22 protein-coding genes and 1 pseudogene are annotated in these 22804 nt (G+C 69.4%); 9 read left to right on the top strand and 14 right to left on the bottom strand.

From position 1 onward, the window contains the following. Position 1: 1 nt before the first annotated feature. Genes AWC03_RS12940 through AWC03_RS12930 form a run of 3 tightly spaced genes read right to left on the bottom strand, consistent with a single transcriptional unit; the run spans position 2 to position 2349 of the window. Positions 2-610, bottom strand: coding sequence for a histidine phosphatase family protein (locus AWC03_RS12940; protein ID WP_085240861.1), 609 nt, complete (start codon positions 608-610; stop codon positions 2-4). Beyond that, positions 610-1953: a glutamate-1-semialdehyde 2,1-aminomutase gene (gene hemL, locus AWC03_RS12935; protein WP_085240860.1), complete on the bottom strand. Its 1344-nt coding sequence runs from the start codon at positions 1951-1953 to the stop codon at positions 610-612. The genes AWC03_RS12940 and hemL overlap by 1 nt, the downstream gene beginning before the upstream one ends. 51 nt (positions 1954-2004) lie before the next feature. Beyond that, complete coding sequence (locus AWC03_RS12930; RefSeq protein WP_085240859.1) at positions 2005-2349, bottom strand: hypothetical protein; 345 nt, start codon at positions 2347-2349, stop codon at positions 2005-2007. A gap of 73 nt (positions 2350-2422) precedes the next feature. Between AWC03_RS12930 and AWC03_RS12925 the strand changes: the two genes are divergently transcribed. Then, positions 2423-2818: a nitroreductase family deazaflavin-dependent oxidoreductase gene (locus tag AWC03_RS12925; RefSeq protein WP_085240858.1), complete on the top strand. Its 396-nt coding sequence runs from the start codon at positions 2423-2425 to the stop codon at positions 2816-2818. A 107-nt stretch (positions 2819-2925) separates the two neighbouring features. On the opposite strand, the gene AWC03_RS12920 is transcribed toward AWC03_RS12925, so the two are convergent. Continuing rightward, positions 2926-4284: an amino acid permease gene (locus AWC03_RS12920; protein ID WP_085240857.1), complete on the bottom strand. Its 1359-nt coding sequence runs from the start codon at positions 4282-4284 to the stop codon at positions 2926-2928. 21 nt (positions 4285-4305) lie between these two features. Next, a complete protein-coding gene (locus AWC03_RS12915; RefSeq protein ID WP_090420292.1) occupies positions 4306-5046 on the bottom strand; it encodes a class I SAM-dependent methyltransferase in 741 nt (246 codons plus the stop codon). A gap of 359 nt (positions 5047-5405) precedes the next feature. Between AWC03_RS12915 and AWC03_RS12910 the strand changes: the two genes are divergently transcribed. Together AWC03_RS12910 and AWC03_RS12905 are read left to right on the top strand one after the other, a co-directional pair. Then, the gene (locus AWC03_RS12910; protein WP_276327150.1) at positions 5406-6272 is read left to right on the top strand and encodes an alpha/beta hydrolase; all 867 of its coding nucleotides are present in this window, start codon (positions 5406-5408) and stop codon (positions 6270-6272) included. A 9-nt stretch (positions 6273-6281) separates the two neighbouring features. Continuing rightward, positions 6282-8429 carry an acyltransferase family protein gene (locus tag AWC03_RS12905; RefSeq protein ID WP_085240855.1) on the top strand — a complete coding sequence of 716 codons (2148 nt, stop codon included), beginning with the start codon at positions 6282-6284 and terminating at the stop codon, positions 8427-8429. Between the two features lie 201 nt (positions 8430-8630). On the opposite strand, the gene AWC03_RS12895 is transcribed toward AWC03_RS12905, so the two are convergent. Both AWC03_RS12895 and AWC03_RS12890 read right to left on the bottom strand, forming a co-directional pair. Next, positions 8631-9317: an Rv0518 family GDSL lipase gene (locus AWC03_RS12895; protein ID WP_085240945.1), complete on the bottom strand. Its 687-nt coding sequence runs from the start codon at positions 9315-9317 to the stop codon at positions 8631-8633. Between the two features lie 91 nt (positions 9318-9408). Then, positions 9409-10644, bottom strand: a complete 1236-nt coding sequence (locus AWC03_RS12890) for an acyltransferase family protein (RefSeq protein ID WP_085240943.1) — start codon at positions 10642-10644, stop codon at positions 9409-9411. Between the two features lie 325 nt (positions 10645-10969). Between AWC03_RS12890 and AWC03_RS12885 the strand changes: the two genes are divergently transcribed. After that, a complete protein-coding gene (locus AWC03_RS12885; protein ID WP_085240853.1) occupies positions 10970-11386 on the top strand; it encodes an STAS domain-containing protein in 417 nt (138 codons plus the stop codon). Here AWC03_RS12885 and AWC03_RS12880 read toward each other — a convergent pair. The 7 genes and pseudogenes from AWC03_RS12880 to AWC03_RS12850 form a co-directional block, all read right to left on the bottom strand. Then, positions 11373-11636 carry a hypothetical protein gene (locus AWC03_RS12880; RefSeq protein ID WP_085240852.1) on the bottom strand — a complete coding sequence of 88 codons (264 nt, stop codon included), beginning with the start codon at positions 11634-11636 and terminating at the stop codon, positions 11373-11375. The two genes, AWC03_RS12885 and AWC03_RS12880, sit on opposite strands and share 14 nt — an antisense overlap. Continuing rightward, the gene (locus tag AWC03_RS12875; protein WP_085240941.1) at positions 11633-12145 is read right to left on the bottom strand and encodes a DUF3093 domain-containing protein; all 513 of its coding nucleotides are present in this window, start codon (positions 12143-12145) and stop codon (positions 11633-11635) included. The genes AWC03_RS12880 and AWC03_RS12875 overlap by 4 nt, the downstream gene beginning before the upstream one ends. A 49-nt stretch (positions 12146-12194) precedes the next feature. After that, positions 12195-13184, bottom strand: a complete 990-nt coding sequence (hemB, locus tag AWC03_RS12870) for a porphobilinogen synthase (protein WP_085240851.1) — start codon at positions 13182-13184, stop codon at positions 12195-12197. Positions 13185-13278: 94 nt separating this feature from the next. After that, positions 13279-14940 (bottom strand): bifunctional uroporphyrinogen-III C-methyltransferase/uroporphyrinogen-III synthase, encoded by a 1662-nt coding sequence (locus tag AWC03_RS12865; RefSeq protein WP_085240850.1) that lies wholly within the window; start codon positions 14938-14940, stop codon positions 13279-13281. A gap of 23 nt (positions 14941-14963) precedes the next feature. After that, positions 14964-15908 carry a hydroxymethylbilane synthase gene (gene hemC, locus AWC03_RS12860; protein WP_085240849.1) on the bottom strand — a complete coding sequence of 315 codons (945 nt, stop codon included), beginning with the start codon at positions 15906-15908 and terminating at the stop codon, positions 14964-14966. A gap of 14 nt (positions 15909-15922) precedes the next feature. Then, complete coding sequence (locus tag AWC03_RS12855; protein ID WP_085240848.1) at positions 15923-17302, bottom strand: glutamyl-tRNA reductase; 1380 nt, start codon at positions 17300-17302, stop codon at positions 15923-15925. A gap of 7 nt (positions 17303-17309) precedes the next feature. Further along, positions 17310-17674: pseudogene (locus AWC03_RS12850) on the bottom strand (glutaredoxin family protein). 59 nt (positions 17675-17733) lie between these two features. On the opposite strand from AWC03_RS12850, the gene AWC03_RS12845 reads away from it, so the two are divergent. From AWC03_RS12845 to AWC03_RS12825, 5 genes are all read left to right on the top strand, one after another. After that, a complete protein-coding gene (locus tag AWC03_RS12845) occupies positions 17734-18042 on the top strand; it encodes a WXG100 family type VII secretion target (protein WP_085240846.1) in 309 nt (102 codons plus the stop codon). Further along, positions 18035-18325 (top strand): WXG100 family type VII secretion target, encoded by a 291-nt coding sequence (locus AWC03_RS12840; protein WP_085240845.1) that lies wholly within the window; start codon positions 18035-18037, stop codon positions 18323-18325. The genes AWC03_RS12845 and AWC03_RS12840 overlap by 8 nt, the downstream gene beginning before the upstream one ends. Positions 18326-18329: 4 nt before the next feature. Further along, positions 18330-20909, top strand: a complete 2580-nt coding sequence (locus AWC03_RS12835; protein WP_085240844.1) for a glycohydrolase toxin TNT-related protein — start codon at positions 18330-18332, stop codon at positions 20907-20909. 26 nt (positions 20910-20935) lie between these two features. Then, positions 20936-21628, top strand: a complete 693-nt coding sequence (locus AWC03_RS12830; RefSeq protein ID WP_249025871.1) for a hypothetical protein — start codon at positions 20936-20938, stop codon at positions 21626-21628. A 235-nt stretch (positions 21629-21863) separates the two neighbouring features. Continuing rightward, on the top strand, positions 21864-22775 hold the full coding sequence (locus AWC03_RS12825; RefSeq protein WP_085240842.1) for an HAD family hydrolase: 912 nt from the start codon (positions 21864-21866) through the stop codon (positions 22773-22775). Positions 22776-22804: the final 29 nt, after the last annotated feature.

Genomic DNA, 22804 nt, shown 5'->3' with positions numbered 1-22804 from the left:
ATTAGGGTGCCGCCGGTTCGGCGTATTCGACGTCGACGAGCCGGTCGCCCTCGTAGACCAGGGTGGTGATCGAGCACAGCCCGCACTCGCGGCGCCGCGGGTCGTGCCACAGCCGCCTGCCGGTCAGGTGCAGCCGCAGCGTCCACACCGGCAGCTGATGGCTGACGCACACCACCTCACTGCCGGCGCCGCGGGCGCGGGCCTTGTCCACCGCCATGCTCATCCGCGCGGCGATCTCGGCGTACGGCTCCCCCCACGACGGGGTGAACGGGTTGCGCAGGTGCCACCAGAACCGTGGGTCGCGCCAGGCGCCGTCGCCCGGGCTGACGCGGCGGCCCTCGAAGAAGTTCGCCGATTCGATCAGATCGGGGTCGGTGTCCACGGCGACGTCGTGCCTGGCGGCGATGGGTGCGGCGGTCTCCTGCGCCCGCTGCAGCGGGGAGGCGACCACCGCGACGACATCCCGGCCGGACAGGGCGTCGGCGACCGCGGCCGCCTGCTCGCGGCCCCGGTCGGACAGGTGGAATCCGGGCAGCCGGCCGTAGAGGATGCCGCCGGGGTTGTACACCTCGCCGTGGCGCACGACGTGAACCCGGGTCTGCTCGGCCATCAGGGCTTGTCCTTTCCGGCCGCCGCTTCGGCCGCCCGGCGGGCGGCAAAGGGCACTGCGTCGGCGATCCGCTCGAACGCCGCGTCGTCCAGCGCCGCCGAGACGAACCAGGCCTCGAAGGCGCTGCATGGTGGGTAGACGCCCGCGTCGAGCAGGGCGTGGAAGAACGGCGGGTAGCGCCACGTCTGGCTGGCCCGCGCGGTTGCGAAGTCGGTCACCGGCGTGTCGGAGAAGAACACGCTGAGCATGTTGCCTGCCCGCGAAAGTTGATGCGGCACACCGGCGTTCGTCAACGCCTCGGTCAGCAGGGCGGCCAGCCGGTCGGCGTTGGCGTCCAGGGCGGCGTAGACCGCGGCGTCGGCGGCACGCAGTGTCGCCAGCCCGGCGGCCACCGCCACCGGGTTGCCGGACAACGTGCCGGCCTGATACACCGGCCCCAGCGGCGCCAGCCGCTCCATCACCTCGGCGCGCCCGCCGAACGCGGCCGCGGGCAGCCCGCCGCTCATCACCTTGCCGAAGGTGAACAGGTCGGCGGCGACGGGATCGATTCCGTACCAACCGCTTCGGCTGACCCGGAACCCGGTCATCACCTCGTCGACGATCAGCAGCGCGCCGTGCTCGGCGGTGATCGCGCGCAGCCCGGCGTTGTAGCCGGCCGCGGGCGGGACGACGCCCATGTTGCCGGGGCTGGCTTCGGTGATCACCGCGGCGATCTGGTCGCCGAACTCGGCGAACGTCTGGCGCACGGCGTCGATGTCGTTGTACGGCAAGACGATCGTGTCGGCGGCCGCCGCACCGGTGACCCCGGGCGAGGACGGCAGGCCGAGGGTCGCGACCCCCGAACCCGCGTCGGCGAGCAGCGCGTCGACGTGGCCGTGGTAGCAGCCGGAGAACTTGACGATCTTGGGCCTGCCGGTGAACCCGCGGGCCAGCCGGATCGCGCTCATCGTGGCCTCGGTGCCGGAGTTGACCAGCCGTAGCCGTTCGACCGCCGGCACCCGCGCGATGATCTCGGCGGCCAGCTGGCTCTCCCCCGGCGTGGGCGCTCCGAACGACAGCCCGTGCGACGCCGCCCGGGTGACCGCCTCGACGACGGCCGGGTGGGCGTGGCCCAGGATCATCGGCCCCCAGGAGCAGACGAGGTCGACGTAGCGGTTGCCGTCGGCATCGGTGAGCCGGCACCCGTGCGCCTCGGTGATGAAGCGCGGGGTTCCGCCCACCGCGGTGAACGCCCGCACCGGCGAGTTCACCCCGCCGGGGATGACGGCGCAGGCGTCCTCGAACAGCCTGGCCGACGCCGCCGTCGTCGCGGTGTGCGCGGTCGCCTGGTCACTGCTACCCATGACTACCAGTGTCCCAGCCTCCGCGGCCGGTTCAACTACAGGGTGTAGCAGTCAGGCTTCGCCTTGCCGCCCGGCTTCCTGCGCGGCCTGAAAGTTCCGGCGGGCGGCCTCGCGTTCTCGTTCGGCCGCGCGCCGGTGCGCGTCGACGTCCCCCAGGCCCTCGGCGACGGCGAGTTCGTGGATTTCGGCGGCCCGCTCGTGCGCGGTGGCGGCCTCATAGTGGCGGTCCCGCTCGCGGCGGTGGGCGTCTACGTCGCGCTCGTGCGCGTGCTCGGCGCGGTGGGTCGCGCGCTCGACGTCTTGAGGGGTGATCGGTTTGCGCGCGGCGAGGTCTCGAGCCCGGCGCAGCAACTCGTCAGCGCGCTGCGCCGCCTCGTTACCCGCCGAGTCGCCCATGTTAAGACAGTAGACCCGTTCGTCGCGAAAAGTTCGGTTGATGCCGGGCGGCGCAGACGAGTTGGATGGCGGTATGCAGATGCCACAAACGCTCGCCCGGTTCAACCGTCACGTCACCAACCCGGTTCAGCGGCTGTGGGCCGGCTGGCTGCCGCCGTACGGGATCGTGGAGCACGTCGGTCGCCGCTCGGGCACGCTCTACCGCACCCCGGTGACGGTGTTCGGCGCCGACGTCGACGGCAAGCCCGGCGTGGCGATCATGCTGACCTACGGGCCGGACCGGGACTGGCTGAAGAATCTGACCGCCGCGGGAGGCGGGCGGATGCGCCGTAACGGCAAGGACTTCGGCATCACCGACCCGCGGGTGGTCAGCAAGGCCGAGGCGGCCCAGCACGTTAATCCGCGGGCACGGGGGATTTTCGCGAGGTTGCCGTTCGACGACGCGGTGCTGCTCACCACGGCCGACTGAGCCGCGACGCGGGTGTCACACCCGTCACCTCAGCACCAGCACGTGGCCGACATGCGGTCGCGAAAAGTGATAGCGCCTGCGCTATCACGCTGCGCACGCGCAGTCCCTCAATCCCCGGGAGCGGCGGGGATCCGGCCCCGGATCCGGCCGGCGAAGTACAACCCGGCCACCACCGCCCAGGACAGCAGGCTGAGCCACAACTGGCTGCGCGCCGAGCGGTCGAACGCCATCTCTACCAGCACGGCGGTGATCCCGGCGAGGGTGAGGATCGACAACACCGGGAAGAACCACATCTTCACGCGCAGCTTTTCGGCCGGGGTGCGGCGGCGCAAGACGATCTGCGACAGCGCGATCAGCCAGTAGACGAACAGGATGACGGCGCCCGACGAGTTGAGCAGGAAGAGGAACACCGTGTTGGGCGCGACGCGGGCCAGGACGACGCAGCCGAACCCCACCGCCGAGGAGCACAGGATGGCGATGTGCGGAACACCACGCCCGCTCAGCCTGACCAAACGCGCCGGGGCCTCGCCCCGCTCGGCGAGCACGAACAGCATGCGCGACGCCGTGTAGAGCCCCGAGTTCAGGCAGGACAGCACCGCGGTGAGCACCACGGCGTTCATCACCTGATCGGCCCCGCGCAGCCCCAGGTGGCTGAGCGCGGCCACATAGGGCGAGGCGCCGACTTGCACTGAGTCCCAGGGCAATATCACCACGAGCAGGAACACCGAACCGACGAAGAAGACACCGATCCGCGCCACCACCGATCTGGTCGCCTTCTGGACCGCCAGTTCCGGATCCCGGCTTTCGGCCGCGGCCACGGTGACGATCTCGGCGCCGACCATCGAGAAGATCACCACCACGATGGCGGCGAAGACGGCCCCGACGCCCTTGGGGAAGAACCCACCGTGCGAGGTGAGGTTGGTCAGCCCGCCGGCATGGCCCGGCACCACACCCAGGACGAACGCCGTCCCCCCGACGAGAAAGAGCACGATCGTCGCGACTTTGATTCCGGCGAACCAGAACTCGAATTCGCCGAACGACGACACCGAGAACAGGTTGGTCAGCGTCATCAACACCATCAGGCACAACGACAGCAGCCACAGCGGCGCGTGGAACCAGTAGTTGAGGACCTTCCCACCCGCGACCGCCTCGAAGCCGACGACGATCACCCAGAAGTACCAGTACAGCCAGGCGGCCGAAAACCCCGCCCAACCGCCCAGGGCCCTGGCCGCGTAATCGGCGAACGATCCGGTCGACGGGTCCGCGGCCGCCATCTCGCCCAGCATGCGCATCACCAGCACGATCAGCAGCCCGCACAGCGCGTACGTCAGGAACGCCGCGGGGCCGGTGTCCTTGATCACCACACCGGAGCCGACGAACAGGCCGGCGCCGATGACGCCGCCGAGCGCGATCATGCTGAGCTGGCGCTGCGACAGGCCGTGGCGCAGTTGTCCAGTGCCGGCCATGCTCCGTCGGTGCCGCCGCGCTCAGTCCAGGCGGGTGGCCACGACGGACCACACCGGCAGGTGCACCCGGTGGTCTTCCAGCAGCGGATCGATGACGCCCAGCCGGTGCACCAGTGGCCGCATCCGCTGCAGGATCTCACCCTGCTGCTCGGACGCGAACGTCTTCATGGTGTCGAACGTCTCTTTGAGGAAGCGGGCCTGGTACGTCGTGCTGCCGAGGTAGTCGATGCGCCACCCGTTGCCGGCGAACACCCGCTCGAAGTTGTCGGCCGGTATGGCGGTCCACTGCAGCCCGTTGACGTTGTGGGGGCTGAACTCGAACATGTACAGCCGTGCCCCCGGCTTGGTGGCCCGGTGCAGCGCTTGCGCGTACCGCGTCTGGACTGCCTCGTCATTGAGGAAGACGTGATAGAAGGCGCTGTCCACCACCGTGTCGAACCGGCCCTCGAAGCCTTCCAGCCTGGTGGCGTCGGCCACCTGGAAATCGACCTGAACCCCGGCCCGCTCGGCGTTGCGCTTGGCGAGCTCGATGGCCGACGGCGAATCGTCGATTCCGGTCGCCGAATACCCATGCGCGGCAAAGTGAATGGCATGGTAGCCGGGCCCCGTCCCCGGATCGAGCACCTCGCCGCGGACACCGCCGTAGGCCACCAACTGCTGCACCGCCGGCTGCGGGCCGCCGATGTCCCAGGGGATCCGCCCGCCCGGATGTGCCGCCTCGTCGTACAGCGGCTCGAAACCGGCGACGTTCGCGTCAGTCATTGCCCTCTCGCTTCCTCGCGGCTCCCCGACGGGAACGACAATAGTGCGAAGTCAACTCAAAGACGGGGGTTTGCCCGCGGATCGGCGCCGTGGCAACCACGCCAAGGCGGCACAACGGTATGGCGGACGCCGACGGGAAGCGGCGCCGCAGCGCGCCGAACCGGGTGCTGCGGCCGTATTTGGTTGTCATACAAGGGATGAGGTCGACGCAACCCGGCCGCCGCACCCGCCGCGAAGCGGTGAGAAGGTGCACCGCAGGTAACCGGACGGAAACCGACAGATCACGCGAGATCACACAATGCTTCCATTTCGGCGTGGCTCGGGCGGGAATGCCCGGTCAGCGCGGCATTATTGCGATCATGCCTGACCTGACACGCCGGGCGGTGCTGCGGATGGGAGCCGGCACCGGCCTGGGAGCCGTTGGCGTGTTCGCCCTCAGCGCGCTGCTCGATCCGGCCAGGCCGCTCGCCGCGACGTTGCCGCAAGCTCCTGCCCCGTTCGAGCCGTCGGCGGCGAGCAGCAACCTGCCCACGAGGCTCACGGGCTCGTTCGTCTCCGCCGCCCGCGGGGGCGTGAAGACCAACTATGTGATCGCGTTGCCGCCCGGCCAAACCGGGACGTTGCGCCCCGTGATCGCCCTGCACGGCAAGGACGGCGACGCCACCATGATGCTCGACTGCGGGGTCGAGAGGGGCCTGGCCCAGCTGGTCAAGGAGGGCAAGCCCCCGTTCGCGGTGGTGGGCGTCGACGGCGGCAGCGATTCCTATTGGCACAAGCGGGCCGACGGCACCGACGCCGGCGCCATGGTGCTCGACGAGCTGTTGCCGATGCTTTCGTCGATGGGCTTCGACACGTCCCGGGTGGGCTTCCTGGGGTGGTCGATGGGCGGGTACGGGGCGCTGCACCTGGGCGCCAAGCTGGGGCCGGCGCGGACCGCGGGGATCTGCGCCATCAGCCCGGCGCTGTACACCTCCTTCGCCGACAGCGCCCCCAAGGCCTTCGACAGCGAAGACGACTGGGCGAAGAACACCGTGCTGGGCGTGCCGGCGTTGTCGCAGATTCCGCTGCGTGTGGACTGCGGCACCTTCGACCGGTTCTATTTCGCCACCCGGCAATTCGTGAACCAACTGAAAACGCCGCCGGCGGGCGGTTTCTCGATGGGCGGCCATGACATCGGCTACTGGCGGGCACAGTTGCCCGGCGAACTCGCCTGGTTGGCGACCTAGCGGAGAGCGATGACCGTCCGGCCCGGCCAACTCCCCACCCGCCCCCAACAGCGGGCGGTGCAGCGGACCGGATTTCGACCCGACATCGAGGGGCTGCGGGCGGTCGCCGTCATCGCGGTCGTGCTGTATCACGCGGGCATCCCCGGGGTCACCGGGGGCTACATCGGCGTGGACGTGTTCTTCGTCATCTCCGGTTTCCTCATCACCGGGCTGCTGTTCCGCGAGGTGACCACGACGAATACCGTTGCGCTGGGCCGCTTTTACGGCGCGCGCGCCCGGCGTCTGCTGCCGGCCGCCGCGGTCGTCGGCGTGGTCACCGCGATCGGTGCGGCCGTGGTGCTGCCGCCACTGCAGGCGCGAAGCGTGTTCCTCGACGGCATCGCCAGCGCCCTCTATGTCGGCAACTACCGATTCGCCACCCAGGGCACCGACTACCTGGCCCCGCACCTGGCCTCGCCGTTTCAGCACTACTGGTCACTCGGCGTCGAGGAGCAGTTCTATCTGGTGTGGCCGGTGCTGCTCATCGGCACCGCCTGGCTGGCCCGGCGCGCCCCGGCCCTGCGCGGCGCCACCCCGTATGCGGTGACCCTGGGCGTGGTCGGGGCGGCGTCACTGGCGGCGGCCGTGCTGTGGACCCGGACGTCGCCGCCCTGGGCGTTCTTCTCGCTGCCGACCCGCGCCTGGGAACTGGCCGCCGGTGGCCTGCTGGCCCTGTCGATCCGGCACTGGCGGCACCTGTCGCTGCTGACCGGGTCGATCGCCGGGTGGGGCGGGCTGGCCCTGATCGTGGTGACCTGCACCCAACTCGACGCCCGCACCCCCTACCCCGGCACGGCGGCGCTGCTGCCCGTGCTGGGTACCGCGCTGGTCATCGGCGCCGGCAGCGCGACCCGCGGCCTCGGGGCCGGTCGGCTGCTGTGCCGGCCTGAGATGCGCGCGATCGGGCGGATCTCCTATTCCTGGTACCTGTGGCACTGGCCGGTGCTGCTGCTGATGCCGGCGCTGCTCGGCCAGCCCGCCGGCCTGCCCGCCCGGCTGACGGCGACGGCCGTCTCGGCCGGGCTGGCCATCATCACCCTGCACCTGGTCGAGAACCCCGGCCGGTTCGCCGCCGCCCTGCGCCAGTCGGCGAGGGCCAGCCTGGCCGTCGCCGGCGCCGCCAGCGCGGTCGCGGCCTGCGCCTGCATGCTGCTGTTGAACGTGGTGCCGGTGCCGGCGGGTCACGGGGCCGCCGCCCCGCGGGCCAACATCGTCGCGGCGCCGCCCAGCGCCGTCGCGACCGTCAGCGCGCAAGAGGCGGCGGTGCGGCAGGCCTTCGCGCAGGTGCGCGCGGCCGTCGCCGCATCGGCGAACCTGAAAGCCGTTCCGGTAAACCTGGATCCGCCGCTGGCCAAGGCGCCCGCCGACAAGTCCGCCGTCTTCGTCAACGGCTGCGTGCGATCCTGGCGCGAGGTCGGGCAAAACGACTGCGCGACCGGCGATCTCGCCTCGCCGACGACCATCGCCTTGATCGGCGACTCGCACGCCGCCATGTGGGACCCGGCGTTCGCACAGGCCGCCGGGCAACGGCACTGGCGGCTGGAGACCCTGGCCAAGGTGACCTGCCCGATGCAGGATCTGCACATCGTCAGCCCCTACCTGGGCCGCGAGTACACCGAGTGCGAACAGTGGCGCGCCCAGATCATGGCCCGCGTGGCCGCCGAACACCCGCGGCTGGTCATCGTGGACATGAGCCGGCGCTACGGCGCGGACTTCAGCTTCACCTCCTACGACCCGGCGTGGATCGACACCCTGGGCCGCACCGTCGCGGCGCTGCGCGGCACCGGCGCGGCGGTGCTGGTCCTGGGTCCCGCGCCGGATCCCCGATCCTCGGTGCCCGCCTGCCTCTCCGCCCACCTCGACGACGCCGGCGCCTGCGCGCCGGCGCGGTCCGCCGCGGTCGATGACGACGGCGTCGCCGCCGAGCGGGCGGCAACCACGGCCGGCGGCGGCCAGTACGCCGATCTCACCGACCTGTTCTGCACTCCCGACCGCTGCCCGGCGATCGTGGGCAACACCTTGGTGTTCCGCGACGACAACCACGTGACGACCGAGTACGCGCAGTTGCTGGCGCCGGTGATGGGCGCCCTGGCGGACCGCGCCCTGGCGGCTGGGTGAGCGGCAATGAACCTCTGGTGGTCGACGAACGTCATATCAGCGAAGGGTTTTGGGAGGTTGAGGGGATGACTCCGCTGCTGCTGGTCTGCATCGCGGCCGCCGCCCCGGTCGCGGGGTTCGGCTTGCTGAACTTGCAGGCGCGCCTGGAGCGATGGGACTACGAGCGGCACGCCGAGGACTGAACCGCCCGGCACGGCCCGCTCAGGTCGACAGCTGCGTCCGGATGAGCGGCGCGATCTTGTCCGCCATGTATTGATGCCCGGCATCGTTCGGGTGCACGCCGTCCGCCCCGATCAGGTCGGGCCTGCCGACGAACCAGCGCTCGGCGATCGGGTCGACCCACGTCGCCCCCGCTTCGGCGGCCGCCGCGCCGAGCGCGTCGCGGATCTGCAGGATGGGCAGGGGCACATCGGCCGTCGGCCACGGCGGCCCGATCACCAGGAACCGCGCGGACGGCGCCAGGCGGCGAGCCAAATCGAATGTGCTGCGGGCCTTTTGCCCGATCACATTCGCGTCGATGGGCTCGTCGTTGCGGGAGCCGAAGAACACCACCAGCACATCGTCGCCCTGGACGGCCCGGGCGGTCAGGTCCTCGAACACGCTGCCGTGATCGCCCGGCATGCCATAGCCCGCCCTGCCTTCGGCGGAGACGTCGGCCGAGATCCGTTCGCCCCGCGCGGCGAGCAGGTCCCAGGCGCGGGCGGGCCACGACCTCGGGCCCAGGCCACCCTCGCCGGTGCCGGTGGTGTAGGAGTCGCCGACGACGGCCAGGTGGTTCAGCCGGAAATCGAGGGTCAAGGTGTCGTATGTGCGCACCTGCGCGGGGTATGCGATGCCGATTCCCACCAGAAAGGTCAGGCCGATGACAAAGGTGGCCAGACGACTCACCACTACCTCCCCCGTCAACGGCATCGTCACGCGCCACCGCTTTTTCATCAATTATCCGCCGGCCATCCGCGGCCGTGCGCTAAGACAACCGTCACACCGCGCGAGCCGACACCGCTCCCAGCGAGCGGTCGATCGGGTGAACCTTGCCGCTCGGCGAGTCGGGTTCGCTTGTGGCCGTGACGGCTTTGACGTCGACCATCCTGCGCATCCAGCGGCGGGCGGGCTCTTCGACGAAGTGATACATCGCGACGGAAATCAGCACGGCGATCGCCAGCAGGCCAATGACGTTCCATTTCCAGGGATTGTCCTGCGGTCGGAGCTCGAACTGCTCCACGGACCAACCCCACGCGGTGTGCACCAGTTCGTGAACCATGTACAGGCAGAACGAGATTTGTCCGCCGTACACCATCAACCTGGTTGAGAGCGCCCTGGGCAGGCTGCCGACGCCGATCGCCAGCGTGATCACCAACGGAATGAACAGGATGTCGACCACCCCGCCGCTGTCGTTCCCCACGACACCGGAGATGGGGTGCGCGTCAAACCAATACAGGACGCCCACCATGGCGCCCAGCAGAAGCAGCGACAGGTACCCGGCGACGCGGCGGCCGCGATCGGTCAGCCGCAGCCTGCGCACCGCGGCGCAGGCCAGCGCGCCCGCGGTGAACTGCGTGACGATGCGCGGCAGCCAGCTCCACGGTGTGTAGAAGTGACCACTGGCCAGCAACATGATCACCGGAGGCAACGCCGCGGCGAACGCCAGCACCATCAGGCTCCGCGCCCGCGTCGCCTGCTTCATCCGCAGAATCACCAGCACCAAGAGGCCGAAGAGGAGGTAGGCCAGCCATTCGGCGCTGATCGACCAGGCCGGCCCGTCCCAACTCGAGTCGTCGAAGAACGGCACGAACCACAACTGCACCAGCAGGACCTGGCGCACGTAGCTGATCGCGGTGAGCTGACCGGCGTCGGGCGACGGCACGTGACCGACGTGCAGGGTGAAGATCACCCACAGGGCGGCCAGGTGCAGGGTGACCAGGTACACCGGCCACACCCTGGCCAGCCGCAGCCACAGGAAGTGCAGGGTCGCACGCATGGACCATGACCGGCCCATCCGGTCGAGGTAGTTCCACGTCAGCACGAATCCGCTGAGGATGAAGAACAGGTCGACGCCCTGGGCTCCGCAGTTGAGCACCGGCGCGAGGGCGTCGCGGAAATCGGACCCCACGTCGCCAAGCATGGGCCGAAAGTGGAACAGCACGACCCACAGCGCGGCGACGATGCGCAGTCCCGTCAGGGCCTTGATCTCTCCCCTGATCTCTGCGCCGCGCACGATGCTCTTTCCCGCCTGGACTCTGCTGTTCCGTTCGCCTTGAAGCTCGGCTGACCGGGCGACCACGCGATTCCTGCAAGCCCCCCGCCTCACAACCGGCAGCCCTGGCAGCCTAGCAGCGCAATCGCCCCGGCGCGCGGACGGTTGTGGTGTGGCATGCGATCTTTCGGCGGGAATCCGCACGCGCCGGCCTTTGCTCGAACTCCGCGAAAACCGGGGCGAGAATGGCTTCTTACCAAACCGTTAGTTGCGGCTTCCAGCCTCCTTAAGCTTGGGGTTTAGCGTCAGAAGGCACAGCGAGCGGCACGGAGAATGAGGGGTGCCCATGACGATCGCCGATGTGCTGACGCAGGAGCAAGACGGCGTCTTTCGCTGCGGCGGAGCCTGGGTCCGGGCGCACCGCCGTCAGTTGGCGACGGTGGTGACCGTTCGGGGTGAAATCGACGCCCTCAATGCGGACCAAGTCGGCGACCACATTCGGCATTTCATCGTCGGCGCCGACCGTGTGGTGCTCGACATGGCCGGCGTGAACCAATTTGCTGAGGCGGGCATTGCGCTCCTGCAATCCTTCGACGAGGGGTGCCGCGCCGAAGGGGTGCAGTGGACGTTGGTCGCGAGCCCGGCGGTGGCCGAGTCATTGGGTGACGGCGCCAGCTGCTCGGTGCACGAGGCGCTGCACGACCTGGCCGACGCCATAGCGAGGCGGCGCCGGCTGGCGCTGTCGCTGGTCAGGACCTCTTAGCGCGGCGCTCACGGCGCCGCCTGGCGGTGCCGATCACCGCCAGCACCCCCGCGCTCGTCAGCAGCAGCAGGGTCAGCAACAGCAGCTGAGGGTCGAACACGACCGACGTGGTGAACGGCTGTCCGTCGGCGATGGGCGCCACCGCCACCGTGTGCTGGGAACGCGACCAGCTCACCCCCGCGCCGATCAGCGCCGCGCAGGCCAGGCCGAGTTCCACCAGCGCCCTGGAACTCCCGTACCGGGCGCTCACGGCGCGGCTCCGGCGTCGTCGTCACGATCGGAGTCGGTGACATCGGCGGGTTCGACCCGCTCCTGGACCAGCGGGGTCAGCGCCGCGCGCAGGGCGCGGTGCCGGCGCGCCCAGGCCTGCGCGTAGCGGTCGCCGGTGAGTTTGAGGCCGATGCCGATCCGCCCGCGGGGCACCCCGACCAGTTCGCCGAGCGCCCGCGCCGACTGCCATCGGGCCAGCTCCTTGCCGGACGCTTCGTGGTTCTCGGGTTCGGGAAACACCCGCAGGATTTCGCGCACCAGGATCGTCTCCGTGCCCTGACGCAGGGCGTCGTCGGTGAGCTCGACCGAGACGTGGATCCGTGCCGCCTTGACCTGCAACCCGACGAACCCCGACACCAGGACCAGGAAGATCACCGGGATGAGGAAGGACACGGGGGCGCCACTCCAGACTTCGATGAGGATCATCGCGCCCGCGGCCACCGGGCCCCAGCCCACCCACCACCAGCTGGCACCCGACTCGTAGAACAGCGGCTTCGGTTCGGTGGCTGTCGACTCGGAATTCACAGCAAGCCCCATCTCACGAAAGCCAACCGGCCGCGTCCGCGGCCCAATAGGTCAGCACGATATCGGCTCCGGCGCGGCGGATGCTGGTCAACGACTCCAGCGCCGCCTGACGCTCGTCGATCCAATTGTTCGCGGCCGCGGCGCAAATCATGGCGTACTCCCCCGACACCTGGTAGGCGGCCACCGGCACCGGTGAGACCTCCGCCGCGGCGGCCACCACGTCGAGGTAACTCATCGCGGGTTTGACCATGACCATGTCCGCGCCCTCGTCGAGGTCGAGCCGGATCTCGCGGAGCGCCTCGCGGAAGTTGCCCGCCTCCTGCTGATACGTGCGCCGATCGCCGGACAGGCTGCAGCTGACGGCCTCGCGGAAGGGGCCGTAGAACGCCGAGGCGAACTTCGCGGCGTACGCCAGGATCACCACGTCGGTGTAGCCCGCGGCGTCCAGGCCATCGCGGATCGCGGCCACCTGCCCGTCCATCATTCCGCTCGGCCCGACCACGTGCGCGCCCGATTCAGCCTGCGCCACAGCCAGTTTGACGTACCGGGCCAGCGTCGCGTCGTTATCCACCCGGCCCCTGGCGTCCAGGACGCCACAGTGGCCGTGGTCGGTGAACTCGTCGAGGCAGGTGTCGGCCATCAACACCGTCGCGCCGCCGAGGTCCTTGGCCAGGTCCCGCAGGGCGAGGTTGAGGATGCCGTCGGGGTCGGTGCCGGCCGCCCCCGTCGGATCCTTGTCCTCCTCACGCGGCACACCGAACAGCATCAGCCCGCCCACCCCGGCGGCGACGGCATCGGCCGCCGCGCTGCGCAGCGAATCGCGGGTGTGCTGCACGACGCCAGGCATCGACGCGATCGGGCGCGGTTCGTCGATACCGTCGGCGACGAACATCGGCAGCACCAAATGCCTTGGCTCCAAGGATGTTTGCGCCACCAAACGGCGCAACGCGGGGGTGGAGCGAAGCCGGCGCGGGCGCTGCCGCGGGTAGCCGCCGACGCTCATCGCGACGCGCCGCCGCGAGCGTGCACAGATTGCCGGCCCCGACGGCGTGCCGGCGTACAAACACGCGCCCTCGCCGGTTCGGCGGCCACAGCCACTAGCGCCTGCGGCTCTTCTTACGCGGCGGCGGCAGCGCGCCCTCGGCGCGCAACCGCGCGGCGTGTTCGGCCAGCGCGTCGACCAGCGGACCGACGGCGGCCGTTTCGGGCTGCACGTCCACCCGCAGACCGAACTCGGCGGCGGTCTCGGCGGTCTTGGGACCGATGCAGGCGATGATGGTCCGCGCGTGCGGCTTGCCGGCGATGCCGACCAGGTTGCGCACCGTGGAGCTGGAGGTGAAGCACACGGCGTCGAACCCACCCGTCTTGATCATCTCCCGGGTCTCCGCCGGCGGCGGGGCGGCCCGCACCGTCCGGTAGGCGGTGACATCCTCGATCTCCCAGCCGCGTTCGCGCAGCCCCTCGGCCAGCGTCTCGGTGGCGATGTCGGCACGCGGCAGCAGCACCCGGTTCACCGGGTCGAAAATGCTGTCATACGGCGGGAAGTCGTCCAGCAGACCCAGCGACGACTGCTCGCCGGCCGGCACCAGCTCGGGACTGATCCCGAACGCCCGGACCCGGTCGGCCGTGGACTCGCCGACACAGGCGATCTTCACGCCCGAGAACGCGCGGGCGTCCAGACCGAACTCGCCGAACTTCTCCCACACCGCGCGCACCGCGTTGGTGGAGGTGAACACCACCCACTGGAAGCGGCCGTCGACCAGGCCCTTGACGGCCCGCTCCATCTGCGCGGGGCTGCGCGGCGGCTCGACCGCGATGGTCGGCACCTCGATCGGCAGCGCGCCGTAGGCCGTCAGCCGCTCGCTCATCTCGCCGGCCTGGTCCTTGGTCCGGGGCACCAACACGGTCCAGCCGTAGAGTGCGCGGCTCTCCCACCAGTTCAGCTTCGCCCGGCTGGCCACCGTCTTGCCGATGGTCACCACCAGCGGTCCGGTCAGCGGGCCGGCCGGGTCGGTACCGCCCAGCACGGCCGAGTCGGTCAACCCGCCCAGGGTGGTTTCGATCGAACGCTGCTGGCACGTGGTGCCGTGCGCGGTCACCACGCACGGGGTGGTCTCGGCCAGCTGGTGCTCGATCAGGGCCCGCGCGGCGTCGGCCAGGTGCGACGTGGTGGCCTGCAGGATCAGCGGACCGGGCGCGGCGGCCAAAGCGTCCCAATCCACATGGGGGTCGCGCACGTCGGCGACCGTGTGCGACGAGCCCAGCGGCAGCCCCGCATACGTGGGCACGGCGCCCGTGGGCGCCAGGCCGGGCACGATCTCGAGGTGCAGGTGGCTTCGCGCAACGGCGTTCACCTCGGTGATGACCGCGTCGACCGTCAGCGGGTCACCCGCCACCAGCCGGACCACGTCGGCGCCGGCACGGGCCTCGGCGGTCAGCGTCTTGGCCACCTCGGCCGGCTCGCCCAGCGCGGGACGGACATCGGGGCCGGCCGATATCACCGCGGGTTGCTCGGCGCCACCCGGGGTGGCGTCGCCGTTGCCGGCAGCGGCGTCGGCGGGGGCCGCCGGGCCCGAAACCGGTGGCAGATCCTTGCCGATCAGCGCCAGCACCGCCTCCGGCACGTCGGGGTCGGTGAACACCAGGGCGGCGTTCGCCAGTACGGTCGCGGCCCGGGTGGTCAGCAGCCCGGGATCGCCGGGGCCGGAGCCCACGTATGTGATGCGGCCGGGTCTCGGCTTACGCCCTCGCGTCGTCATTGTCGCTCCCACGTCACTCGCAATTAATTTCCTCGTGCCGGGTCCTGCCGCGCCTCCGCCATGAGTTCTCGGGCGCCGAGTTCGAACAACTCTGCGGCGACCGAAACCCCCAGCTCCCTCGCCCGATCGGCGGCGCCGATGCCGGACGCGCGGATCACGTCGGACCCGTCCAGCGCCGCCACACAACCGCGCAGCGACAGCTCGTTGAAGACGCGGCCCTCCTCATCGATGGACTCGACCACCTCGGCGATCGCGCCCACCGGTGCGGAGCAACCCGCCTCCAGTTCGGCCAGCAGGGCTCGCTCCGCGGTGACCGACGCGCGCGTGTCGGCGTCGTCCAGCTCCGCCAGCACTGCCGCCAATTCATCACCGGCGCGGCATTCGACGGCGAGCGCGCCCTGAGCCGGTGCTGGCAACATCTGCACCGGCTCTAGCGTCTCGGTGACATCGTCGAGGCGACCGAGCCGGGCCAGTCCGGCCCTGGCCACCACGATCGCGTCAAGATCACCACTGCTTACCCTGTTCAACCTGGTATCTAGGTTGCCTCGTAGGGGGCGGATTTCCAAACCGAGACCCAATGCTCTAAGCTGCGCGGCCCGCCGCGGGGACGACGTCCCCACCAGCGAACCCGGCGGCAACTCTCCGAGCACCAGCCCGTCACGGGCCACCACCACGTCGCGGGGATCGTTGCGGGCGGGTATCGCCGCGATGGTGAACCGGGGGTCGTCCGCCGTGGGCAGATCCTTGTGCGAGTGCACGGCGGCGTCCACCCGGCCGTCGCTCATCGCCTCGCGCAGTGCGGTGGTGAAGACGCCGACACCCAGGGTCTCGATGGGCGCCGACGAGCGGTCGCCCGCGGTGGTGATGATCACCAATTCCGCGGGATGACCGTTGGCGATCAAGGCGTCCCTGACGACGCCGGCCTGGGTGGTGGCCAGCAGACTGCCCCGGGTGCCTATCCGGATCACGTTCGCCAATCGGGCTACTCGGCGGACGCTTCGTGCGTTCCGGCGTCGAATCCCGTTGAGATGACGGGCAATTCGCCGGCAGCGACGGCGGCTACGGAGTCTATGGCGGTCTGGTCGAGTTCGAAGAGTTCACGCAGCGCCTCGGCGTAGCTGTCCCCGCCGGGTGCGCTGGCGAGTTGTTTGATCCGCACGGTGGGCGCATGCAGCAGCTTGTCCACGACCCGTCGCACGGTGCGCGCCACCTCCTCACGGTGGGCACTCTCCAGGCCGGGCAACCGGTTGTCCAGGCGCAGCAGCTCCGCCTCCACCACGTCGGCGGCGCGCTGGCGCAACGCGGTGACCGTCGGGGTGACCTCGGCCATCCGCTGCCCCGCCAGGTAGGCGGCGACCTCGGCCGCCACGATGTGGCGGGCGGCGTGCACGTCGGAGGCCGCGGCGTGCGCCGACGGCTCGTGCTGGACGCGGTCCACGTCGACGACCCACACACCGGGCAGACCGGCGACCGCCGGGTCCACGTCGCGCGGCATGCCCAGGTCGCAGATCACCAGGGGGCGGGTCGACTCGTCACGGCGCGCGGCGGCCAGCGCGTGGTGCACGTCGGCCAGCGTGACCACCGGGCTCACCGCGCCCGTGCAGCTGACCATGACGTCGGCGTCCGCGACCGCGTCGGCCAAGCGGTCGAGCGGCATCGCGTCGGCCCGCACGCCCGATTCGCGGAGCTTGCGGGCCAACCGCTGCGCGCGCGACAGCGACCGATTCAGCACGTGCACCCGGCCGATGCCGGCCCGGGTCAGGTGGGCCGCCGCCAGGGCGCCCATCGCGCCCGCGCCGACCAGCGCGGCCGTCTTGCCCTCCAGGCCGTCCAGCCGGCGTTCGGCCATGTTCAAGGCGACCGACACCACCGAGGCGCCCGCCGCGTCGATGGCGGTCTCCGAATGCACCCGCTTGCCCACCGACAGCGCCCGCTGGGCCAGCTCATGCAACACCCGGCCGACGGTGCGATTGGTTTCCGCGGTGGCATACGCGCGGCGCACCTGGCCGAGCACCTGCTGCTCACCGACCACCGCCGAGTCCAGGCCGCTGGCCACCGCGAACAAGTGCTCGACGGCGGCCTCGCTGTAGCGGACGTACGCGTACTTGGTCAGGTCCCCCATGGACATTCCGGAGTGCTCCGACAGCACCTGCCCGATCGCCGCCAGGCCGCCGTGGAACGCATCCACCACCGCGTACACCTCGACCCGGTTGCACGTCGAGAGCACCATCGCCTCGGTCACCAGCGGCGACTGCAACACCCGGTCGACGATCTTGCCCTGATCGGTCTCGTCGATGGTCAGTTGTTCCAGGACGGAGACCGGCGCACTGCGGTGCGAAACCCCGAAAAGCAAGACGCTCACGGCAGCATCACCTGGCCAGCTCCCTTGCTTTCTCCAGTAATTGAACTGGTTTCCAAGGTAATCGTTTATCTGGTGGGCTACCAAATAATCGCCCGGCCGCCCTCATCGAGCGAGATCCGCCCGCAGCCGCGCCTCGTCGATATCCCAGTAGCTGTGCTCGCGGCCGTCGAGCAGGACCACGGGCAGCCGGTCGCCGAACTCGGCCCGCAGCGCCGGGTTGCCCGCCGACGCGGCGGCGTCGACATCGGTCATCGATAGGTCGAAGCCCAGCTCAGCCGCCAATTCGGCCAGCCGGGCATGTACGCGCTCGCAGATGGTGCAGCCGTCGCGGGTCAAGAGCTCCACGTGCGGCCGGCCGGTCGCTTCGGTCATGGGCACCAGTGTGGCATCGGTGACTTGTGGGGGCATCTACCAGGCGTTATGTTCCGGTTATGGCCGACGAGACTGTGCGAGTTGACCCGGTGGTGATGCAGGGCCACGCGGTTTCCATCGGCGGCGCCGCCGAGCATCTTTCGGCTGAGCTGGCGCACCTCGACGATCAGGTGGGTCGGCTGCTGGGCGGTTGGCAGGGCGCGGCGGGGACCGCGTACGGCTCGGCGTGGGAGCTGTGGCATCGGGGCGCTCGCGAGGTGCAACAGGGCTTGTCGCTGTTGGCGCACCTGGTGGGTCAGGCGGGCGAGGGCTATCAGAGCAACGAGGCCGGGTCCGCCCAGGCGGAACGGGCGGTGCGCGGTGGCTGACGCATTTCGGGTGGACCCCCAGGCGCTGGCTGACGCGGTGCAGCGAATGGCGGCGTTCCAACGCTATGCCGAGGACATGATCACCGAGATCGATTCTCGCGTAACGCGGTTGCACACCACGTGGACGGGTCAGGCCGCGGCCGCCCACGCCGAGGCGCACCAGCACTGGGTGCGCGGCGAGGCGATGATGCGCGAGGCGCTGGCGCAACTCGAGAAGGCGGCCACGACAGCGCACGGCAACTACACCGGGGCAATGTCGACGAATCTCGGTATGTGGTCGTGAGCAGATGGCGCCGCTGGCGTGTGATCCGACTGTCCTAGATCGCGCCGGCGCCACGGTGCTGTCCGCCGGCGAGTCGCTGGGATCGGTGATCTCGGGCTTGACCGCGGAGCTGGCCAGCAGCGCGGGCATGGCCGGCGATGATCCGGTGGGCGCGGCGCTGGGCCGCGCGTATGACGGCGCGGCGGCCAAGGTGGTCGACGCCATGGCCAGCGCACGCAACGGGTTGTGCAGCATCGGCGACGGGGTGCGAGTGTCGGCGCATAACTACGCGCTGGCCGAGGCGTTGTCGGACGTCAGGGGCCAAGCCGCGGGTCTGCCCGCACCGCAGGTGACCGCGCCCATGACCGTCGGCACGAAGCCGCCGTCGGCGGTGGGCCCCGGCAGCGGCGCCCCTGCGGGCTGGGGATGGGTGGCCCCATACATCGGAATGATTTGGCCCAGTGGCGATTCGGCGAAATTGCGAGCCGCCGCTGGGGCGTGGGCAACCGCGGGCGCTAATTTCATGGCCACCGAGACGGCGGCGGGTGGCGGGGCGATGGCCGCCATTGGCGCCCAGCAGATCCCGGAAGGCGCTGCCATCAACAAGGCGTTGGCGGATGCCTCCGAGGCCACCCTCAACGTCGCACGCCAGTGCCAAACGGTCGCCGCCCAGCTCAACAGCTACGCGGCCAAGGTCGACAAGGTTCATGCGGCGATTCTGGACTTGTTGTCGCGCATCTGCGATCCGCTGACCGGGATCAAAGAGGTCTGGGATCTGCTGACCGACGCAGACGAAGACGAGATCAAGAGGATCGCCGACGACATCCGCACGGTGGTCGACAACTTCGCCCAGGAAGCCGAGACGCTGGGCGATCAGATCAACGCCGCCATGACGGCCGCCGTCGACGCGGCCGAAGGCATGGCCCGGTGGGCGGGGAAAGAATGGGACCACTTCCTGCACGGCACCTCGGTCGGCAGAGTCCTCAACCACGTGGGCCGGTCTCTGAAAGGTCTCGGCGAGGAGGCCTGGGATTCTCTTGAGGACGTCGCGAAATTCAGCCCGAGCCGGCTCCAATCCGATCCGGTGGGTTACGCCAAAGATGTCGTCGGCATGGTTGCCGGCGAGGCGCCTCTGGTCGGTTTGGGCCCCGACGGTGGACCCGGCGTCGCCGAGTCCTGGAAGGCGCTCGGCAAGCAGGTCACCCACTGGGACGAATGGGGCTCAAACCCCGACGGGGCGTTCGGGAAGACCCTCTTCGACGTAGCGACTCTGGCGCTGCCAGGCGGCCCGCTGTCAAAACTCGGCAAGCTGGGGCGCGGCGTCGGCGACGTGGTGAGAGACGCGCCGAAGCCGCCGTTGCCGGAGGTCGCGAAACCGCCCTCGGTGAAGCCCCCGGCGGAAGCACCCCCGGCCGCCCCCAAGCCGCCGGAACCGGGACCGCCCGCCCCGTCGGGCAAACCCGAACCAGGCCAACCCGCACCGCCAGCCTCCGGCAAACCCGCACCCGGGCCCTCTGACGGCCCCCTTCCCCACAGCCCGACGGAGTCGAAGCCACCGGTCGGCGAGAAGCCCCCCGCCGGTGAGCCGCCCAAACCGGCCGCCGCGCCACCCGAGCCGGCCGGCAAGCCGGCGGTGCCCGCGCCAGCCGAACAGTTACCCCACCCGAAGCCGGGCGAGCCGGCGCCGGCCCACGCGCCGCCTTCTCCCGGCGGCGAACCGGCCGCCGCATCTCCCAGCGCGGGTCTGCCATCGCTACCGGAGCCGCACCTGCCGACGCCGCCTTCGGTGCCCATGGGCGGAGCGCCCACCGAAGCACCTCCAGGCCTGGGAGAAATGCCCCACGGCCAGCAACCGGGCCTCCACCCGCCCGAGTCTCAGCTGCCTCACGACGGTGGCCCGCTGCATCAGCCCGGTGAAGGCCCGCCGCATACGCCCGGTGACAACACCCCGCCACACCAGCCCGTCGAAAGTGGTGGACCGCATGATGGCGACAGCCACGGGCCGCACGACGGCACACCCTCGGACGATCCGGCCGATGGCCATCTACCGCATACGACACCATCGGATTTGCCGCCTTGGCGACAAGCCCAGCTAACGCGTGCCGAATCGCCGGAAAGGCTCGTGCAGGATCTGATAGACCACGGCTGTCCGCGGGATCTTGCTGAATCTGCGCTGCAGAGCCCCTATTCGGGAATGACCGCCCAGGAGATTTTGGACAACTTCTGGAACCACGCAGAAGGGACTTGGAAGTGGCCGCTGGAAAATGGCTTTTCTGATGGAAAATGGGAAACAGCCCGAAGCATTCCAGAGCACGTCTGGTTGGATAGAATCGGAGAGGTCAGCAACCAAAGAGGGGATTTTATGGGAGCGGTCGGCGACAGTTATCCCGAGCGCGGCCTAGCCCCAGGCTCATCGGGAGATTACAATCGATTCCAGGGCACCGGCAAGGAATTGCCCGCAGACTGGGAGGTCAGGTACGGAAATGTCGCGGAGGCATTCGGTCAGCCCGGCGGAGGGATCCAGTGGGTAGTCTATGACACTAAGAATAAAATAACCGTGCTGATTGATACCTTGCTTGAAGACGGCTATCTGCGCCGACCGTAGGCTGCCACGAGGAGGAACCTCCCCTAATGAATACGCAATTCGGCGGCACGGCCGCTTCCGAAGAGTTCACAGAAGTAGCATTCTATTACGACCTCTGGCGCAGGCTTGCGAACTCAGACGGCAGAGGCACATATGAAGAGCCCGACTGGCATGAGGGCCGTTTGTACCTTCGTTCAGATTATTGGGACAAGATAAAAGAATGGCCCCAATGGGGCGCATTTGGCGATTGGGCTGCCTGGGTTATCGCGCCGATGCCTGGAGGCCACTTCCGCGTGTTACGGTCTTTGAAGCACGAGCGTGTCGGCCAACGATCCGAAGAAATCACCGCAATATTTTCGCGTTTTATTGATGCGGGAAAATACGTGATCTTGCGGATGGGAGACAGCCTTCGCAGCGACCTTCGGCTGAAGACGCTATTCATTCAATGGGACGATCGGGGCCTCAACAACCAATTCGAAGTCAGCCCGGCGGGGCCCGACATAATAGACTTATTGTGTAGAGCGATGCCCACCCTCGATAAGGAGTCGGTCGAACGGTATCTCAAGCGTTACACGCTCAAGAGTGATCCTGACTCGTTTGCATATACGTTCCCTTCGGAAGAACCGAGGATGGAGGTCCTCGGTTTGTCATTCAGAGAGCTAACTGCAGCACTACTCGACGGCATGCCTGGAAGCATCACTTCGATGGCCGGATTTGGTGAAAGTCAGACTTCCAATTAGACAGGAGAGAAAAGATCCCCCGGCGGAATGGTTCACCGTCAAAGTCGCAAGGACTCAGCGATCAAGACCACCCAGTCCGCCGAGCGTGAAGCTAACTTCACGCTCGGCGAGTGTGCGGCTAGCTTCACACCCGACGGCAAGGGATACGTCAGCCCTCCCCCGCCCCCGCCGGATAGGGTTGGACACCGGGACCCACCGGGTCGCCAGGCAACACAGCGATCTAGGAGGTTTGGCGATGACTTCCTCTGACCCGGGCAACGGAGACGTCGGTCGCGTTGACTTGGAGTCGCTGGCCGCCGACGCCAGCGCCGCCCGCGCGCTGGAAGGCCTGCAGGCCGAACAGGCCGCGGTCGACGAGGACCGCCCCCAGCCGCCGATCGACCTGACCGCGGCCGCCTTCTTCGACGTCGACAACACTCTGGTGCAGGGCTCCTCGGCGGTGCATTTCGGCCGCGGCCTCGCGGCCCGCAACTACTTCACCTACCGCGACGTGATCGGCTTCATCTACGCCCAGGCCAAGTTCCAGATCCTCGGCAAGGAGAACAGCAACGACGTCGCGGCCGGCCGACGCAAAGCGCTCGCCTTCATCGAGGGCCGATCGGTCGACCAGCTGGTGGCCCTGGGCGAGGAGATCTACGACGAGATCATCGCCGACAAGATCTGGCCGGGCACCCGGGAACTGACGCAGATGCACCTCGACGCGGGCCAGCAGGTGTGGTTAATCACCGCCACGCCTTACGAACTCGCGGCCACCATCGCGCGGCGGCTCGGCCTGACCGGCGCCCTGGGCACCGTCGCCGAGTCGGTCGACGGCGTGTTCACCGGGCGGCTCGTCGGCGATATCCTGCACGGCACGGGAAAGGCGCATGCGGTGCGTTCGCTGGCGATCCGGGAGGGCCTCAAACTCAAACGTTGCACCGCGTACTCCGACAGCTTCAACGACGTGCCCATGCTGTCGCTGGTGGGCACCGCCGTCGCCATCAATCCCGACGCCCGGCTGCGCACCCTGGCCCGCCAACGCGGCTGGGAGATCCGCGACTTCCGCACCGCCCGCAAGGCCGCCAGGATCGGTGTGCCGTCGGCGCTGGCGCTGGGGGCGGCCGGCGGGGCACTGGCCGCGGTGGCATCCCGGCGGCAATCCCGCTGATAGGCTGCGCCGCTGAGACCTATTCGAGC

It is taken from the genome of Mycobacterium europaeum, from assembly GCF_002102155.1.
Taxonomy (GTDB): domain Bacteria; phylum Actinomycetota; class Actinomycetes; order Mycobacteriales; family Mycobacteriaceae; genus Mycobacterium; species Mycobacterium europaeum.
The sequence above is the reverse complement of the archived record's forward strand: the minus strand, read 5'-3'. Positions and strand labels throughout refer to the sequence as shown.

What these genes read in the sequence shown, in the direction of transcription:
- AWC03_RS12940 (WP_085240861.1), bottom strand. Translation starts at nt 610, where the DNA reads ATGGCCGAGCAGACCCGGGTTCACGTCGTGCGCCACGGCGAGGTGTAC.
- hemL (WP_085240860.1), bottom strand. Translation starts at nt 1,953, where the DNA reads ATGGGTAGCAGTGACCAGGCGACCGCGCACACCGCGACGACGGCGGCG.
- AWC03_RS12930 (WP_085240859.1), bottom strand. Translation starts at nt 2,349, where the DNA reads ATGGGCGACTCGGCGGGTAACGAGGCGGCGCAGCGCGCTGACGAGTTG.
- AWC03_RS12925 (WP_085240858.1), top strand. Translation starts at nt 2,423, where the DNA reads ATGCAGATGCCACAAACGCTCGCCCGGTTCAACCGTCACGTCACCAAC.
- AWC03_RS12920 (WP_085240857.1), bottom strand. Translation starts at nt 4,284, where the DNA reads ATGGCCGGCACTGGACAACTGCGCCACGGCCTGTCGCAGCGCCAGCTC.
- AWC03_RS12915 (WP_090420292.1), bottom strand. Translation starts at nt 5,046, where the DNA reads ATGACTGACGCGAACGTCGCCGGTTTCGAGCCGCTGTACGACGAGGCG.
- AWC03_RS12910 (WP_276327150.1), top strand. Translation starts at nt 5,406, where the DNA reads ATGCCTGACCTGACACGCCGGGCGGTGCTGCGGATGGGAGCCGGCACC.
- AWC03_RS12905 (WP_085240855.1), top strand. Translation starts at nt 6,282, where the DNA reads ATGACCGTCCGGCCCGGCCAACTCCCCACCCGCCCCCAACAGCGGGCG.
- AWC03_RS12885 (WP_085240853.1), top strand. Translation starts at nt 10,970, where the DNA reads ATGACGATCGCCGATGTGCTGACGCAGGAGCAAGACGGCGTCTTTCGC.
- hemB (WP_085240851.1), bottom strand. Translation starts at nt 13,184, where the DNA reads ATGAGCGTCGGCGGCTACCCGCGGCAGCGCCCGCGCCGGCTTCGCTCC.
- AWC03_RS12865 (WP_085240850.1), bottom strand. Translation starts at nt 14,940, where the DNA reads ATGACGACGCGAGGGCGTAAGCCGAGACCCGGCCGCATCACATACGTG.
- AWC03_RS12845 (WP_085240846.1), top strand. Translation starts at nt 17,734, where the DNA reads ATGGCCGACGAGACTGTGCGAGTTGACCCGGTGGTGATGCAGGGCCAC.
- AWC03_RS12835 (WP_085240844.1), top strand. Translation starts at nt 18,330, where the DNA reads ATGGCGCCGCTGGCGTGTGATCCGACTGTCCTAGATCGCGCCGGCGCC.
- AWC03_RS12830 (WP_249025871.1), top strand. Translation starts at nt 20,936, where the DNA reads ATGAATACGCAATTCGGCGGCACGGCCGCTTCCGAAGAGTTCACAGAA.
- AWC03_RS12825 (WP_085240842.1), top strand. Translation starts at nt 21,864, where the DNA reads ATGACTTCCTCTGACCCGGGCAACGGAGACGTCGGTCGCGTTGACTTG.